The sequence below is a fragment of the Ralstonia sp. A12 genome (genome assembly GCF_000801955.1).
Classification (GTDB): Bacteria; Pseudomonadota; Gammaproteobacteria; order Burkholderiales; family Burkholderiaceae; genus Ralstonia.
The window spans coordinates 80,310-96,039 of record NZ_JSZO01000003.1; the positions used below are offsets into that span (position 1 = coordinate 80,310).

Below are 15,730 nucleotides of genomic sequence, written 5' to 3' on the forward strand. Positions count from 1 at the left end.
GGCTTTCAGTTGCGGCAAAGCGCCGCGAATCTCTTGCATTGCGCAGGGGCGGAGGTCACATGACTGGCGCGGCTGATAGCCCGCCGATGTGACGCGCAAGCCGGGTGGGCACACCCGAACCCCCGCCAACACGACCCCACTGTCGTAACACTGCGACAGCGGATGGCCTGAAGAGACAGCACCGTCAACCCCGACCTAGGCTGCCTCGATTACCCGAGTTGACCACGGAGATCACTTTGATCGACTCCATCCTGAATTTCGTCGCTAACGGCACCTTGAACTGGGCCTGGTGGCAGATTTTGATTTTCACGCTGGTGGTGACGCATATCACCATCGCCGCCGTCACGATTTTCCTGCACCGCTGCCAGGCGCACCGTGCGCTGGATCTGCATCCGATTCCCGCGCATTTCTTCCGTTTCTGGCTGTGGCTGACCACCGGTATGGTCACCCGTGAATGGACTGCCATCCACCGCAAGCACCACGCCAAGTGCGAAACCGAAGACGACCCGCACAGCCCGCAGACGCGCGGCATCCGCAAGGTGCTGCTCGAAGGTGCTGAGCTGTACCGCGCCGAGGCCAAGAACAAGGAAACGATCGAGAAGTTCAGCCACGGCACGCCGGATGACTGGATCGAGCACAACCTGTATTCCAAGTTCACGTGGCAAGGCGTGGGCCTCATGCTGATCCTCGACGTGCTGATGTTCGGCGCGATCGGCCTGACCGTTTGGGCTGTGCAGATGCTGTGGATTCCGATTCACGCTGCCGGCATCATCAACGGTCTGGGCCATTTCTGGGGCTATCGCAACTTCGACTGCGAAGACGCTTCGACCAACGTGTCGCCCTGGGGCATCATCATCGGCGGCGAAGAGCTGCACAACAACCACCACACGTACGCCACGTCGGCCAAGTTTTCGGTCAAGTGGTACGAGTTCGACATCGGCTGGGGCTACATCCGCGCGCTGGAGATCGTCGGCCTGGCCAAGGTCAAAAAAGTGGCGCCCAAGGCACGCTTTGGTGATGTGAAGCCGGTTGACCAGAACACGCTGGAAGCCATCATTGCCAACCGCTACGACGTGATGGCCCGCTATGCCAAGACCGTCAAGGCTGCCTACCGTCAGGAGCTGGCCAAACTGAAGGACTCGCGCGACGTGGAATACCGCGCGCTGAAGCCGGCCCGCAAGTGGTTCCACCGCGACGAGACCAAGCTGGGCGCGCCGCAACGCGAGCAACTTTCGCAGATCGTGTCGGATCACTCGTCGTTGCACACCTTCGTTGAGATGCGCCGTGAACTGGGCGCCCTGTGGGGCCGCTCGAATGCCACGCGCGAGCAACTGCTGAGCCAACTGCAGGATTGGTGCAAGCGCGCCGAGGAAAGTGGCATCCACGCATTGCAGGAATTTGCCGTACGCCTGCGTCGCTACGCCTGAGTTTCCTGTTTCATAGGTGAAGCCCCGCTCCGCAGCGGGGCTTTTCTTTTGGGTAAACTGCCCCAAGTCACACTTTTAACAAGCCGCACGAATCGCCTACGAGAGCGCATCGCGGTACGTGTCCTCCTCACACGCCGTCCGTTTCATTGCCGAGCCAGCTTCTCGGCCTCCTGCCGGACGGGGAGACCATCATGGAAGCCCACATCAAGACGGTTGAATTCGATCGCCCGGACATGCTTACCGAGGCGCAGTCCGGTGCCAGCTGTGTCGCCCACGCCTGGGCCAAGGTACCGCCCGTGTTGTCGCGCGAGGAGCGCGACGAGCTGAAGGCCCGCATCAAACGCCTGCTCAAGGAGCGCGAGGCCGTGCTGGTCACCCATTACTACGTGGATGCCGATCTGCAAGACCTGGCCGAGGAGACTGGCGGCTGTGTATCGGATTCGCTGGAGATGGCGCGCTTTGGCCGCGACCATTCGGCCAAGACGCTGGTGGTGGCAGGTGTGCGCTTCATGGGCGAGACCGCAAAAATCCTGAGCCCCGAGAAGACCGTGCTGATGCCGGACCTGGATGCGACCTGCTCGCTCGATCTGGGTTGCCCGCCGGATGAGTTCGCTGCTTTCTGTGATGCGCATCCGGATCGCACCGTGGTTGTCTATGCCAACACCAGTGCCGCTGTGAAGGCGCGTGCGGACTGGATGGTGACGTCTTCCATTGGCCTGAAGATCGTGCAGCACCTGCATGCGCAGGGTAAGAAGATCCTCTGGGCGCCGGACCGCCATCTCGGCAACTACATTCAGCAACAGACCGGCGCCGACATGCTGATGTGGCAGGGCTCGTGCCTCGTACATGACGAGTTCAAGAGCGTCGAGCTGGACCTGCTGCGCGCCGAGCACCCGAACGCGAAGATCCTCGTGCACCCGGAATCGCCAGCATCCGTGGTGGCGCAGGCGGACGTGGTGGGCTCGACCTCGCAGCTGATTGCGGCGGCGCAGTCGCTGTCGGCGCAGGAATTCATCGTCGCGACCGACAACGGCATCCTGCACAAGATGCGCATGGCTGCACCGGGCAAGCGCTTCATCGAAGCGCCGACCGCCGGCAACAGCGCAACCTGCAAGAGCTGCGCACACTGCCCGTGGATGGCGATGAACGCGCTCACGAATCTGGCCGAGGTGCTGGAAACCGGCGCCAACGAAATCCATGTCGATCCGGCGATCGGCAAGCAGGCTGTGGTCTGCATTGATCGCATGCTGGACTTCTCCGCGCGCGAGAAAGCGGCGGTTCGGCCGCAGGGTGATCTGGCGGCCAATGCGCAACTCTTCCAAGGAATCGGTCCGGCATGACGGCAACCCAGATGAACGCAACGAGCGTGACGGCGGCGCAGGCAATCTTCGACAGCTTCGGCCCGGCGCTGCGTGAGGCGCTGGCCGCCAACGTGACCGCCGCCATTGCCGAGGATGTCGGCACGGGCGACCGTACTGGCTTGCTGGTTCCTGCCGATCGCCATGCGCGTGCGCGCGTGATTGTGCGCGAGGATGCGGTGCTGTGCGGTACGCCATGGTTCGACGCATGCATGCGCGCAGTGGACCCAGCGCTGCGCGTGACCTGGCGCCAGCAAGAGGGCGATCGCATGGCACCCGATTCGGTGGTGTGCGAGATCGAAGGCCCGGCGCGTTCGCTGCTCACGGCTGAGCGCCCGTCGCTGAACTTCCTGCAGTTGCTCTCTGGTGTGGCGACCGCAACCGCGCGCTATGCCGATGTCATCGTGGGCACCCGTGCTCGCGTGCTCGATACGCGCAAAACGATGCCCGGCCTGCGGCTGGCGCAGAAGTACGCTGTGCGCATCGGTGGCGGCGAGAACCAACGTCTGGCGCTGTACGACGGCATTCTCATCAAAGAAAACCACATCGCCGCAGCGGGCGGTGTGACGGCGGCCCTGCGGGCGGCGCAGGCGTTGAATGCCGGCGTGCCGATCCAGGTTGAGGTGGAAACGCTCGCGCAGCTCGATGAAGCGCTGGCGGCTGGCGCCACCTCCGTGCTGCTCGACAACTTCGGGCCGTCTGCGATGCGCGAGGCTGTGCGCGTGACCGCGGGCAGGGCGTTGCTGGAGGTGTCCGGTGGCGTGAACATCGACACGATCCGCGCGTTTGCCGAGACGGGCGTGGACCGCATCTCCGTCGGTGCGCTCACGAAGGACGTGCGTGCGACCGACTACTCCCTGCGAATTGTGGAATAGGCGGTCGAATAATCGGTCGAATCAGCCCGCTCAGTTCTTGCGGGCGATTTGCCGATGGGTCGGTTGCATGACTGTCGGCAGTGCCTTGGGCAGCGTCTCAGGGTAGTCACGCGAGAAGTGCAGGCCGCGGCTTTCATGCCGTGACAGTGCGCCATCGACGATCAGCGAGGCAACTTCAACGAGGTTGCGCAGCTCCAGCAGGTCGTGGCTCACGCGGAAATTCTTGTAGTACTCGGCAATCTCTTCACGCAGCAGGGCAATGCGGTGCTGCGCGCGTTCGAGCCGCTTGTTCGTGCGCACGATGCCGACGTAGTTCCACATCATGCGGCGCAGTTCATCCCAGTTGTGCGAGACGACGACTTCTTCGTCGGCATCGGTCACGCGGCTTTCATCCCACGCCGGCATCTGAATCGTCGTCGGCTTCGATTGCGGTTGGGCGAGGATGTCCTCCGCCGCACCGCGCCCAATCACCATGCATTCCAGCAGCGAATTGCTCGCCAGCCGGTTGGCGCCGTGCAGACCGGTGTAGGCCGTCTCGCCCACCGCATACAGGCCGGCAATGTCGGTGCGGCCAATGTGGTCCGTCACTACGCCGCCGCACGTGTAGTGGGCCGCCGGCACCACCGGAATCGGCTCGCGCGTGATGTCGATGCCCAGTTCCAGGCAGCGCGCCAGGATGGTCGGGAAATGTTCCTGGAGGAATGCGGGGCTCTGGTGGCTGATGTCCAAATAGACGCAGTCCAGGCCGCGCTTCTTCATCTCGAAGTCGATGGCGCGGGCGACGATGTCGCGCGGCGCCAGCTCGGCACGTTCGTCGTGCGCGGGCATGAAGCGTGTGCCGTCGGGCAGGATCAGCTTGCCACCTTCGCCGCGCACCGCTTCGGTAATCAGGAACGACTTGGCGAACGGGTGGTACAGGCAGGTCGGGTGGAACTGGATGAACTCCATGTTCGCCACGCGGCAGCCTGCGCGCCACGCCATGGCAATGCCGTCGCCGCTGGCCGTGTCCGGATTCGTCGTATAGAGATAGACCTTGCCCGCGCCGCCCGTGGCCATCACGGTTTGGCTGGCGGTGAGCGTTTTGACGCGGCCGCTCTTGCAGTCGAGCACGTACAGCCCGTGGCAGCGCATGCCCGGCTGGCCCAGCTTCGCATCGGTAATCAGGTCGATTGCGAAGTGGTCTTCCAGCAGCGTGATGTTCGGGTGGTTGCGCACCTTCTGCACCAGCGTCGTCACCACGGCATGGCCGGTGGCATCTGCTGCGTGGATGATGCGTCGATGTCGGTGGCCGCCTTCGCGCGTGAGGTGGAAGCCGAGCTCAGCCTGCTCGTCGCGCGTGAATGGCACACCGTGGCCGATCAGCCATTCGATGGCCGAACGCCCGTTCTCGACGATGTAGCGCGTGGCGGCCTCGTCGCAGAGGCCGGCGCCGGCGATGAGCGTATCGTCGACGTGCTCGTCATGGCTGTCGCCCGAGTCGAGCACGGCGGCAATGCCACCCTGTGCCCAATCGCTGGCGCCTTCCGGCAGGCTGCGTTTGCTGATGACGACCACACGGCGGTGATCGGCGAGGTGCAGGGCGACGGTCAGGCCCGCCAGGCCGCTGCCGACGACGGCAACATCGAAATTCATGGAAGACGCGAGACGCTGGGCAGACGCGGCTGGCGGTAACACAGTCGCGTGTCAATCGGAAAGGGGAGCAGTGTACACCCCAGCGTGCGCCAAACGGCAGGCAACAAAAAACCCGCCTTGAAGCGGGTTTTTGCTGTCGGTCGTGCCGACGGAAGCAAGACATGCAATCGCGAGGATTACTTGATCTTGGTTTCCTTGTAAGCGACGTGCTTGCGGGCGACGGGATCGAACTTCATGATCTCCATCTTTTCCGGCTTGGTGCGCTTGTTCTTGGTGGTCGTGTAGAAATGACCCGTACCTGCGGTCGATTCCAGCTTGATCTTGTCGCGTCCGCCTTTGCTGGCCATGATTTAACTCCTAATTAGACTTCGCCGCGTGCGCGCAGGTCCACGAGCACTTCGTCGATGCCTTTTTTATCGATCAGGCGCAGACCGGCGTTCGAGACGCGCAGGCTGACCCAGCGGTTTTCGGATTCGACCCAGAAGCGGCGATTCTGCAGGTTCGGCAGAAAACGGCGCTTGGTCTTGTTGTTTGCGTGGGAAACGTTATTGCCGACCATCGGCGCTTTCCCGGTCACTTGACAGACGCGTGCCATGGAGCACTCCTAACTAAATTCGTTGGCTACAGTTTGCGACCGGGCGCCGGGACCAAAACCAAGCGCAGCGCCACTGTAGAGGTGGGACTTCAGCGAAACGCGGATTATACACACAAAACTGCTGGCAAATCAACGAGATCAGTGGATTGCCGTTGAGCAACACATGATGCGGCGTCAGCGCTACATCTTGCCGTGTTCCAGAAAACCGTAGACCGTGGTGCGGCCGACGATCATGTGATCCAGAACGATCACGTCCAGCAGGGCCAGCGCGCGGCACAGCTCGCGGGTCAGGACGATATCGGATTCGCTGGGCTCGGCGTGGCCGGTCGGGTGATTGTGGGCGAGGATGATGGCTGCCGCATTGTGATGCAAAGCGCGCTTGGCGATCTCGCGAGGGTAGACACGGGCCTCGGTCAGGGTGCCACGGAACAGTTCTTCCCATGCAATCAGCCGGTGCCGTACATCTAGAAATAGGCAAGCGAACACCTCGTGCGGGCGGTGGCCCAGCGTCAGGCGCAGGAAATCCTTCACGCTCTGCGGAGATTCAAAGGTCTGGCCGTGGCTGATGTCTTCCTTGAGTGCGCGCCGGGCAACTTCCAGCAGCGCATGTAGCTGTGCGTACTTGGCCGGCCCCATTCCGTTGATCGACGAAAATTCCTGTTGCGACGCGTGGCAGAGTCGGCTGAGCGAGCCGAAATGTGCGAGCAGCTCGCGCGCCAGGTCGACCGCACTCTTGCCTGGCATGCCAACGCGCAGGAAGATGGCCAGCAGTTCCGCATCAGACAGGACGCCCGGGCCGTGGGCGAGCAGTTTTTCGCGCGGCCGCTCGTGGATGGGCCAGTCGACAATTGCCATATAGATAATAGTGAGAGGGCGTTGATCGCCCGCGTGCGGCCTGTGTGGAGCAGGCGCCGCGCCAGCGATCTGGGGGAGGGCTGACGTACAATAACGGGTTACTTTTTGGTCAAGCAGGTTGAGCGTGCAAGATTTGACGAATCAGGCGTCGGCAAGCGGCGCAGGCAAGGTAGTTGGGGCGGATTCCTATTTGACGCTGCACTACCGCGTCGCCCTGGAAAACGACACGGACGTCGTCACCACTTTTGGTGACAAGCCCGCGACGCTGCTGCTTGGCCAGGGCCAGTTGGCGCCGACGCTGGAGCAGGCGCTGTTCGGCATGCGCGAGGGCGAGCGCACGACGTTCCGCCTGGCGCCCGAGCACGCATTCGGTCCGCGCAATCCTGAGCTGCTGCAGCGCGTGTCGCTGGCGACGCTGCGCGAGAACTCCTCGTTTGAAGAGGACTACCAGCCGGGCGATCTCGTCGAGTTCAATGCGCCAAGCGGTGGCAAGTACGCCGGTGTGCTGAAAGAAATTGGCGATACCTCCGCACTGTTCGATTTCAACCACCCGCTGGCTGGGCAGACCATCCTGTTCGAAGTCCAGCTGATTGGCATTCTGTAATGAGCACCACCGTAAACACCCCCGTCGATCCGGTCACCCAGGCCGATGCTGAGGTTCTGCTGGCGCAGCCGCGCGGTTTCTGTGCCGGTGTGGACCGCGCCATCGAGATCGTTGAGCGTGCGCTGCAACTGTTTGGCGCGCCCATCTATGTGCGCCACGAGATCGTGCACAACGCCTACGTGGTGAGCGATCTGCGTAACAAGGGGGCGGTGTTCGTGCAGGAGCTGGACGATGTGCCGGTGGGCGGCACCGTCATCTTCAGCGCGCATGGCGTGTCACGCGCGGTGCGCGAGGCGGCCGAGGCGCGTGGTCTGCGCGTGTTCGATGCGACATGTCCGCTGGTGACCAAGGTCCATGTCGAAGTCTCGAAGATGCGCTCGCAGAGCTTCGAGATCATCATGATCGGCCACAAGGGTCACCCCGAGGTGGAAGGCACGATGGGCCAGGCTGATGACGGCATGCTGCTCGTCGAGTCGGTGGAAGACGTGGCGCATCTGGTGGTGAAGGACCCGACGCGCCTGGCGTATGTCACGCAGACCACGCTGTCGGTGGACGAGACGCAGGAGATCGTAGCCGCCATCAAGGCGCGCTTCCCCGCTGTGAACGAGCCGAAGAAGCAGGACATCTGCTACGCCACGCAGAACCGCCAGGACGCCGTGAAGTTCATGGCGCCGCAGGTGGAGGTGGTGATCGTGGTGGGTAGCCCCAACAGCTCCAACTCCAACCGCCTGCGCGAACTGGCTGAGAAGCTGGGTGTGCCTGCCTATATGGTGGATACGCCCGAGCAGGTGAAGCCCGAGTGGGTGGCCGGCAAGCGCCGCGTGGGTCTGACGGCGGGCGCTTCGGCACCGGAAGAGCTGGCGCAGTCGATCGTCGATCGGCTCAAGGTGCTGGGTGCGCGTACCGTGCGTCCGCTCGACGGTATTCAAGAAAACATGTCCTTCCCCCTTCCGAGGGGGCTTCAAATCAATTGAAGTCGATTATGTAAATGCCCACTTAAAAGCGCACGAAAATAGTGCGCCCTAATGCGGTGCATAAAGCGCTTTCGACATGCCGACGGCCACTTCTAACTGGAGTGGCCGTTTTGTTTTGTGCGTCGCAAAAATCGCTTCAATGCCCGCAAAGCCTTGATTTACTGTGCGGATCGCCCGCCAAGCCGCGTAAACACAGGGTTTCCCCTACTCTGGCATGCTTCTTGATAAGCCTGTCTGCCATTCGCGAATGCCTGCGCGAAATGACGCCTGTTTGGGCATTGGGGAAAGCCCGTAAAGCGGCGTAGTTACTGTAAAAATCGTTGTTGCGACGCGTATTGCATCCGCAAAAAAAGGGGATACAATTCGCGCGTTTCAAATTGAAACAATCGGCGCAGGGGGAGCGGCCGGGAGGCAGGACGCTCTTCTTGCTCTTGCGAGATCTAGGAGATCACTCATGCAAATCAAGTTTGCCAAAGTTCTGCCGCTTGCGGCTGCCGTGGCACTCGTAGCAGCTTGCGGTAAGAACGAGGAAAAGCCCGCAGACCAAGCTGCTGCACCTGCAGCAACGTCGGCTCCGGCCGCTGCTGCTGGCGGCGGCGAGACCGTCGTCAAGATCGGTCACGCAGCTCCGCTCACGGGCGGTATTGCTCACCTTGGCAAAGACAACGAAAACGGCGCACGTCTGGCCGTTGAAGAAGCCAACAAGGAAGGCCTGACCATCGACGGCAAGAAGATCAAGCTGGAACTGGTCGGTGAAGACGATGCGGCTGACCCGAAGACCGGCACCGCCGTCGCGCAGAAGCTGGTTGACGAGAAGGTTGTTGCCGTTGTCGGCCACCTGAACTCGGGCGTTTCGATCCCGGCCTCGAAGATCTACAGCGATGCTGGCATCACGCAGATCTCGCCGTCGTCGACCAACCCCGACTACACCAAGCAAGGCTTCAAGACGACCTACCGCGTGGTTGCAACCGACGCGCAGCAAGGTCCGGCACTGGCGAACTACGCTGCCAAGAGCCTGAACGCCAAGAGCGTGGCAATCGTTGACGATGCCACCGCCTACGGCAAGGGCCTGGCTGACGAGTTCGAGAAGACCGCGAAGGCTGACGGCATGAACGTTGTGGCACGTGAAGCCACCAACGACAAGGCCACCGACTTCAAGGCCATTCTGACCAAGATCAAGGGCAAGAAGCCGGACGTGATCATGTACGGCGGCATGGACGCCACCGGCGGTCCGTTCGCCAAGCAAGCCAAGGAACTGGGCATCTCGGCCAAGATCGTTGGCGGCGACGGCGTGTGTACCGACAAGGTGGCCGAACTGGCCGGCGACGCAATCGACAACATCATCTGCTCGGAAGCAGGCCTGGCGCTGTCGAAGATGGAGAAGGGCGCGGACTTCGACAAGAAGTACCAAGACCGTTTCCACACGCCGGTACAGATCTACGCACCGTTCACGTATGACGCTGTCAACGTGATCATCGATGCGATGAAGCGTGCCAACTCGACCGATCCGGCCAAGATCCTGGCTGCCATGCCGGCAACCAACTACAACGGCGTGATCGGCAACATCTCGTTCGACGAGAAGGGTGACCTGAAGCAAGGCTCCATCACCCTGTACAACTACAAGGACAAGAAGAAGACCGTCCTTGACGTTGTGAAGATGTAATCGAAGGGCGATTCTTATTACGATTTGCCCTTAAAAACGGCACCGCGCATACCCTTGCGGTGCCGTTTTTTATAGCCTAGCCAGTCATACAAGGCCCTCACCATGGGCGCGTTCGGCAGGCCGCTTACCAGCAACCTCACCTTACCCATCCGATTGATCGCATACCTTGCGGGCGCGCCATCCCGTCGCCTACAACAAAGCAAGGCATAGCAGGAGCTGTTCTCATGGATATCTTTATCCAGCAGATCGTGAACGGTCTGGTGCTCGGCAGCATTTACGCGCTGATCGCACTTGGCTACACCATGGTCTACGGTATTCTCGGCATCATCAACTTCGCCCACGGCGATGTCCTGATGGTCGGTGCAATGTCAGCACTGACTGCCATCAACTTCCTCCAGAAGTACTTCCCCAATCTGCCTGACTGGCTCACGCTGGTGTTCGCGTTGCTGTTTGCGATGCCGGTTTGCGCCATCGTGGCGTACACCATCGAACGGGTTGCCTACCGGCCGCTGCGCAATGCGCCGCGTCTGGCGCCGCTGATCACCGCCATCGGCGTGTCGATCGTGCTGCAGACCCTGGCGATGATGATCTGGTCGCGTAACCCGCTGACCTTCCCGCAACTGCTGCCTTCGAGCCCGATTGATATCGGCTCCACGGGCGCAACCATCACCGGCAAGGAAATCGTCATCATCCTAGTGTCGATCCTGACCATGGTCGGGCTGATCCTGCTGGTCAACCGCACCAAGCTCGGCCGCGCTATGCGCGCCACCGCCGAGAACCAGCGTGTGGCAGGCCTGATGGGCGTCAACCCGAACTTCGTGATCTCTGCCACCTTCATGATCGGTGCTGCCATGGCAGCGATCGCAGGTGTGATGATGGCGACCAACTACGGCAATGCCCACTTCTACATGGGCTTCATCCCTGGCCTGAAGGCGTTCACCGCCGCAGTGCTTGGTGGCATCGGCAACCTGGCAGGCGCCATGGTGGGCGGCATGCTGCTGGGCCTGATTGAGGCATTGGGTGCCGGCTATATCGGCGATCTGACTGGCGGTGTGTTCGGTTCGAACTACCAGGATGTCTTCGCGTTCATCGTGCTGATTGGCGTACTGCTGTTCCGCCCGTCCGGCATCATGGGCGAACGCGTTGCGGACCGTGCATAAGAAGGGGAGCGCCATGACTGAAACTGCAACCGATTTCAAGGCACCGAAGAAGACGCGCGCCGCGCTCTACGGCTTCCTGATCCTGGCCCTGTTCGCACCGTTCATTGTCGGTGCTGCAGGTGGTAACTACTGGGTGCGCGTGCTGGACTTCGCGCTGCTCTACATCATGCTGGCCCTGGGCCTGAACATCGTGGTGGGCTTTGCCGGCCTGCTCGATCTGGGATACATCGCGTTCTACGCGGTGGGGGCGTACATGATGGGGCTGCTGGGCTCGCCGCATCTGTCCAACCAGTTCGAGTGGATTCACCAGCTGTTCCCCAACGGGCTACATCTCATCGTCTGGTGGGTGATTCCGCTGGGCGCGGGGCTGGCGGCGTTGTTCGGCATCCTGCTGGGCGCGCCGACGCTGAAGCTGCGTGGTGACTACCTCGCCATCGTGACGCTGGGCTTTGGTGAAATCATCCGGATCTTCATGAACAACCTCGACCGCCCGGTGAACATCACCAACGGTCCGAAGGGCATCAACCTGATCGAGTCGGTCAAGATCTTCGGGTTCGACTTCTCGAAGCGCCATGAATTCTTTGGCATCCGCTTCGAGTCGGTACACATGTACTACTACCTGTTCGTAGCGCTGGCCGCGATCATCATCATCGTGTGCCTGCGACTGCAGAACTCGCGTATCGGCCGTGCCTGGGTTGCCATCCGTGAAGACGAAATCGCTGCCAAGGCGATGGGTATCAACACCCGCAACGTCAAGCTGCTGGCATTTGCCATGGGCGCGTCGTTCGGTGGTGTGTCGGGTGCGATGTTCGCATCGTTCCAGGGCTTCGTGTCGCCGGAATCGTTCGTGCTGTGGGAGTCGATCTACGTGCTGGCCATCGTTGTGCTGGGCGGCATGGGCCACATCCCGGGCGTGATCCTGGGCGGCATCCTGCTGGTGGGCTTCCAGGAGCTGCTGCGTGCCCTCGCCGAGCCGATCCAGAACAAGCTGTTCGGCCATGTGATCGTGGAAGCGGAAGTGCTGCGTCAGTTGCTGTTCGGCCTGGCGATGGTGGTGGTGATGCTGTATCGCCCCGCGGGCCTGTGGCCCTCGCCGCGCAAGGAAGACCGTCCGCAGAAGGCGCGGGTCGGTGGACTGTCCCGTATCTGATGGAGGCACGCACATGAGCAACAACAACGTCCTCCTCTCGATCCGAGGAGTGCAGAAGCGTTTCGGCGGCCTGCAAGCGCTGTCCGATGTGAACCTGGAAATCCGCGAAGGCGAGATCTACGGTCTGATCGGCCCGAACGGCGCCGGCAAGACCACGTTCTTCAACGTCATCACCGGCCTGTACACGCCGGACGCCGGTGAGTTCGTGCTGGGCGGTACGCCTTATCAGCCGACGGCCGTGCACGAAGTGGCCAAGGCCGGCATTGCGCGTACGTTCCAGAACATCCGCCTGTTCGGTGACATGACCGCGGCGGAAAACGTCATGGTCGGCCGCCACGTGCGCACCAAGTCCGGTCTGATCGGCGCGGTGTTCCGCACCAAGTTCGCGCGTGAGGAAGAGCAGTCCATCGAAGATTGGGCGCACGACCTGCTGGAGTACGTCGGCATTGGCAAGTACGCCAACTACACGGCGCGCAACCTGTCGTACGGTCACCAGCGTCGTCTGGAGATTGCGCGCGCCCTGGCCACGCAGCCCAAGCTGCTGGCCCTGGACGAACCGGCCGCCGGCATGAACGCTACTGAAAAGGTGGAACTCCGGGGTCTGCTCGACAAGATCCGGTCCGACGGCAAGACCATTCTGCTGATCGAACACGACGTGAAGCTGGTGATGGGCCTGTGCAACCGCCTGACCGTGCTGGACTACGGCAAGGTGATCGCGCAGGGTCTGCCGCACGAAGTGCAGAGCAACCCGGCCGTGATCGAGGCCTACCTGGGCGCCGCGGCGCATTGATTGGGCCTGTTGGCAAAAGGATTACGGATGAAACCAGTTATGTTGAAGATCGACGGCCTGAAGGTTGCCTACGGCGGCATCCAGGCGGTCAAGGGCGTGGATCTGGAGATTCGCGAAGGTGAGCTGGTCACGCTGATCGGTGCCAATGGTGCCGGCAAGACGACCACCATGAAGGCCATCACTGGCCTGCAGGGTTGGGCCGCTGGTGACGTGCAGTATCTGGGCAAGTCCATCAAGGGCGTGCCGAGCTACAACCTGCTCAAGCAGGGCCTGGCGATGGTGCCGGAAGGCCGCGGCGTGTTCGCGCGCATGACCATCGTCGAGAACCTGCAGATGGGCGCCTTCACGCGCAACGACGATGCCCAGATCAAGGCGGACATCGACCGCATGTTCGGCATCTTCCCGCGCTTGAAGGAGCGTGCAAACCAGCTGGCCGGCACGATGTCGGGCGGTGAGCAGCAGATGCTGGCCATGGCGCGCGCGCTGATGAGCCAACCGAAGCTGCTGCTGCTGGACGAGCCGTCGATGGGTCTCTCGCCGATCATGGTGGAGAAGATCTTCGAGGTCGTGCGCGACATCTCGGCGCAAGGCGTGACTGTGCTGCTCGTTGAGCAGAACGCGCGCCTGGCGCTGCAAGCAGCGCACCGCGGCTACGTGATGGACTCCGGTCTCATCACCATGAGCGGCGAGGCCAAGCAGATGCTGGACGACCCGAAGGTGCGCGCCGCCTACCTGGGCGAATAAGCACCCCGCAGTACCATGGAAAAAGCCTCGCAGTTGCGAGGCTTTTTTCTTTGCGCATGGCGAACGTTTCAGGCCGAGGTTGCCTTGTAGATGTTCGGCCGGTGCAGTTGCATGAAGCCGATCCCCTCAGGCACATCGGTAAAGCCGTGCTTGCGATAGAGCCAGTCCGCGCCCGTGGTGACCAGCACCGTGCGGCGCAGGCTTTGCAGCTCCGGATGCTCGCGCAGGAAATCCATCAGCGCATGCGAGACGCCTTTGCCGCGCCATTCGGGCAACACGAACACGTCGCACAGATAGCCAAACGTCGCGCGATCGGTGATGAAGCGCGCGAAGCCCACGAGGTCTTCGCGCACGCCGTCGTCGTTCTGGCGATAGGCCGCGAAGCACAGCGAGTTGGCGATCGATCGGTCGAACACCTCACGCGGCAGGCCGCGAGCCCAATGCGTTTCTCGCGAGAGGAAGTTGTAGATCTGGTCCAGCGGAAGCCACGCAGGATCGTCAGATAAAACGATCCCCGTGGCCGGAACAACGTGCAGGACACGCGTTAGGGCCATGGCAAACCTCGGGGTGGGAGTAGCGTTGAAGGGCGGCGCTGCGCGCGCCGCCCTGGGTGAAGCGTTGAAGCTTAGGCGTGTGCCTTGAGCAGCGTGCGGAGCATGTCGATCATCGTGTCGATCTCTTCGGTCGTCACGTTCAGTGCGGGCATGAAGCGCAGGATGCTCGGGCGCGGGGCGTTCAGCAGCAGGCCCGTTGGGTTCATCTCGCGTGCGGCTTCGACCAGTTGGCCGCCGATGTCCTTGCCGAGCAGCAGGGCGCGCAGCAGGCCATCACCACGCTCGCCGGCCAGACCGAACTCTTCCGACAGTTGCAGCAATTGCTTGCGCAGGTAGGCGCCGCGTTCCTGCACGCCGGCCAGGAAGCCCGGGGCCAGCAATTGCTCGATCACCGAGCAGCCGACCGCCGTCATCAGCGGGTTGCCGTTATAGGTGCCGCCCTGGTCGCCGGCTTCGAAGCTGGCGACTTCATCCGTGCACAGGAGGGCCGACAGCGGCACGCCGCCGCCGATGCCCTTGCCCAGCGTCATGATGTCCGGCTCGATGTTCGAGAGCTGGTAGGCGAAGAGGGTGCCGCAGCGGCCGCAACCGGCTTGCACTTCATCGACGATCAGCAGGATCTTGTGCTTCTTGGTCAGCGCGCGCAGTTGCTGCATGAACTCCGGCGTGGCCGGCAGCACGCCGCCTTCGCCTTGCACCGGCTCGAGCATCACGCCGACGGTCTCATCGGTGATCAGCGCTTCCACCGAGGCGATGTCGTTCAGGATCGCCTTCGGGAAGCCCGGCACCTGCGGCGCGAAGATGGTGTCCCAGCCGGCTTTGCCCGATGCGCTCATGGTGGCGAGCGTGCGGCCGTGGAAGCTGTGGTCGAAGGTGATGATCTGGAACGCGCCGTTCTTGTGCTTCTTGCCCCACTTGCGGGCGAGCTTGATGGCGCCTTCGTTGGCCTCGGCGCCGCTGTTGGCGAAGAACACCTTGTCGAAGCAGCTGTGCGCGGTCAGCAGGCCGGCCAGTTTCGCCATCGGCTCGTTGTAGAAGGCCGGGCTCGGGTTGATCAGCTTCTTCGCTTGCGCGTTGAGCGCTTCGATCATGCCGTCGTTGGAGTGGCCAAGGCAGTTGACGGCCCAGCCTTGCACGAAGTCCAGGTATCGCTTGCCGTTGTGATCCGTCAGCCAGGAGCCCTTGCCTTCGGTGAAGACGATTTCGGGCCGGTTGGTGATGTACATCAGGGACTGGACGGGGTAGTCAGCAAACGCCATGGCAAAGCTCCAGAAAAAGGCGGCAGGAAGATGAAAAAGCGAACAAATGCGAGTTGGAAAAAGACAAAGGCCACGGGGGTTGCCCCGTGG

At 62.1% G+C, this 15,730-nt stretch carries 16 protein-coding genes; 10 read left to right on the top strand and 6 right to left on the bottom strand.

What is annotated here, in order from left to right; all coding sequences use genetic code 11:
* The first annotated feature begins 236 nt into the window (after positions 1–236).
* The 3 genes from PI87_RS06905 (at position 237) to nadC (ending at position 3,660) form a co-directional block, all read left to right on the top strand.
* The gene (locus PI87_RS06905; protein ID WP_039596976.1) at positions 237–1,427 is read left to right on the top strand and encodes a DesA family fatty acid desaturase; all 1,191 of its coding nucleotides are present in this window, start codon (positions 237–239) and stop codon (positions 1,425–1,427) included.
* A gap of 191 nt (positions 1,428–1,618) precedes the next feature.
* Complete coding sequence (gene nadA / locus PI87_RS06910; protein WP_039596977.1) at positions 1,619–2,767, top strand: quinolinate synthase NadA; 1,149 nt, start codon at positions 1,619–1,621, stop codon at positions 2,765–2,767.
* On the top strand, positions 2,764–3,660 hold the full coding sequence (gene nadC, locus PI87_RS06915; RefSeq protein WP_039596978.1) for a carboxylating nicotinate-nucleotide diphosphorylase: 897 nt from the start codon (positions 2,764–2,766) through the stop codon (positions 3,658–3,660). The genes nadA and nadC overlap by 4 nt, the downstream gene beginning before the upstream one ends.
* A gap of 30 nt (positions 3,661–3,690) precedes the next feature.
* Here the strand turns inward: nadC and nadB are convergent, their stop codons facing one another.
* The 4 genes from nadB to radC all read right to left on the bottom strand — a co-directional run bounded on the left by nadB (position 3,691) and on the right by radC (position 6,742).
* Positions 3,691–5,292, bottom strand: coding sequence for an L-aspartate oxidase (gene nadB / locus PI87_RS06920; protein ID WP_039596979.1), 1,602 nt, complete (start codon positions 5,290–5,292; stop codon positions 3,691–3,693).
* A 176-nt stretch (positions 5,293–5,468) separates the two neighbouring features.
* Entirely contained in the window at positions 5,469–5,639 is a 171-nt protein-coding gene (rpmG, locus tag PI87_RS06925) for a 50S ribosomal protein L33 (RefSeq protein ID WP_003262397.1), read from the bottom strand.
* Between the two features lie 14 nt (positions 5,640–5,653).
* Positions 5,654–5,887: a 50S ribosomal protein L28 gene (rpmB, locus tag PI87_RS06930; RefSeq protein ID WP_004631999.1), complete on the bottom strand. Its 234-nt coding sequence runs from the start codon at positions 5,885–5,887 to the stop codon at positions 5,654–5,656.
* Between the two features lie 180 nt (positions 5,888–6,067).
* Positions 6,068–6,742, bottom strand: coding sequence for a RadC family protein (gene radC, locus PI87_RS06935; RefSeq protein ID WP_039596980.1), 675 nt, complete (start codon positions 6,740–6,742; stop codon positions 6,068–6,070).
* A 124-nt stretch (positions 6,743–6,866) separates the two neighbouring features.
* Here radC and PI87_RS06940 point away from each other — a divergent pair, with 124 nt between their 5' ends.
* The 7 genes from PI87_RS06940 to PI87_RS06970 all read left to right on the top strand — a co-directional run bounded on the left by PI87_RS06940 (position 6,867) and on the right by PI87_RS06970 (position 13,827).
* Positions 6,867–7,346, top strand: coding sequence for an FKBP-type peptidyl-prolyl cis-trans isomerase (locus PI87_RS06940; protein ID WP_039596981.1), 480 nt, complete (start codon positions 6,867–6,869; stop codon positions 7,344–7,346).
* Positions 7,346–8,320 (top strand): 4-hydroxy-3-methylbut-2-enyl diphosphate reductase, encoded by a 975-nt coding sequence (ispH, locus tag PI87_RS06945; protein ID WP_039596982.1) that lies wholly within the window; start codon positions 7,346–7,348, stop codon positions 8,318–8,320. Before PI87_RS06940 ends, ispH begins: the two co-directional genes overlap by 1 nt.
* 454 nt (positions 8,321–8,774) lie before the next feature.
* On the top strand, positions 8,775–9,983 hold the full coding sequence (locus PI87_RS06950) for a branched-chain amino acid ABC transporter substrate-binding protein (RefSeq protein ID WP_039596983.1): 1,209 nt from the start codon (positions 8,775–8,777) through the stop codon (positions 9,981–9,983).
* 224 nt (positions 9,984–10,207) lie between these two features.
* Positions 10,208–11,143 carry a branched-chain amino acid ABC transporter permease gene (locus PI87_RS06955; protein WP_039596984.1) on the top strand — a complete coding sequence of 312 codons (936 nt, stop codon included), beginning with the start codon at positions 10,208–10,210 and terminating at the stop codon, positions 11,141–11,143.
* Between the two features lie 13 nt (positions 11,144–11,156).
* Positions 11,157–12,293 (top strand): ABC transporter permease subunit, encoded by a 1,137-nt coding sequence (locus PI87_RS06960; protein ID WP_039596985.1) that lies wholly within the window; start codon positions 11,157–11,159, stop codon positions 12,291–12,293.
* Positions 12,294–12,306: 13 nt separating this feature from the next.
* Complete coding sequence (locus PI87_RS06965) at positions 12,307–13,083, top strand: ABC transporter ATP-binding protein (protein WP_039596986.1); 777 nt, start codon at positions 12,307–12,309, stop codon at positions 13,081–13,083.
* A gap of 27 nt (positions 13,084–13,110) precedes the next feature.
* Positions 13,111–13,827 (top strand): ABC transporter ATP-binding protein, encoded by a 717-nt coding sequence (locus PI87_RS06970; protein ID WP_039596987.1) that lies wholly within the window; start codon positions 13,111–13,113, stop codon positions 13,825–13,827.
* 68 nt (positions 13,828–13,895) lie between these two features.
* Here the strand turns inward: PI87_RS06970 and PI87_RS06975 are convergent, their stop codons facing one another.
* Positions 13,896–14,381, bottom strand: coding sequence for a GNAT family N-acetyltransferase (locus PI87_RS06975; protein ID WP_039596988.1), 486 nt, complete (start codon positions 14,379–14,381; stop codon positions 13,896–13,898).
* 71 nt (positions 14,382–14,452) lie between these two features.
* A complete protein-coding gene (locus PI87_RS06980) occupies positions 14,453–15,640 on the bottom strand; it encodes an acetylornithine transaminase (RefSeq protein ID WP_039596989.1) in 1,188 nt (395 codons plus the stop codon).
* Positions 15,641–15,730 lie beyond the last annotated feature (90 nt).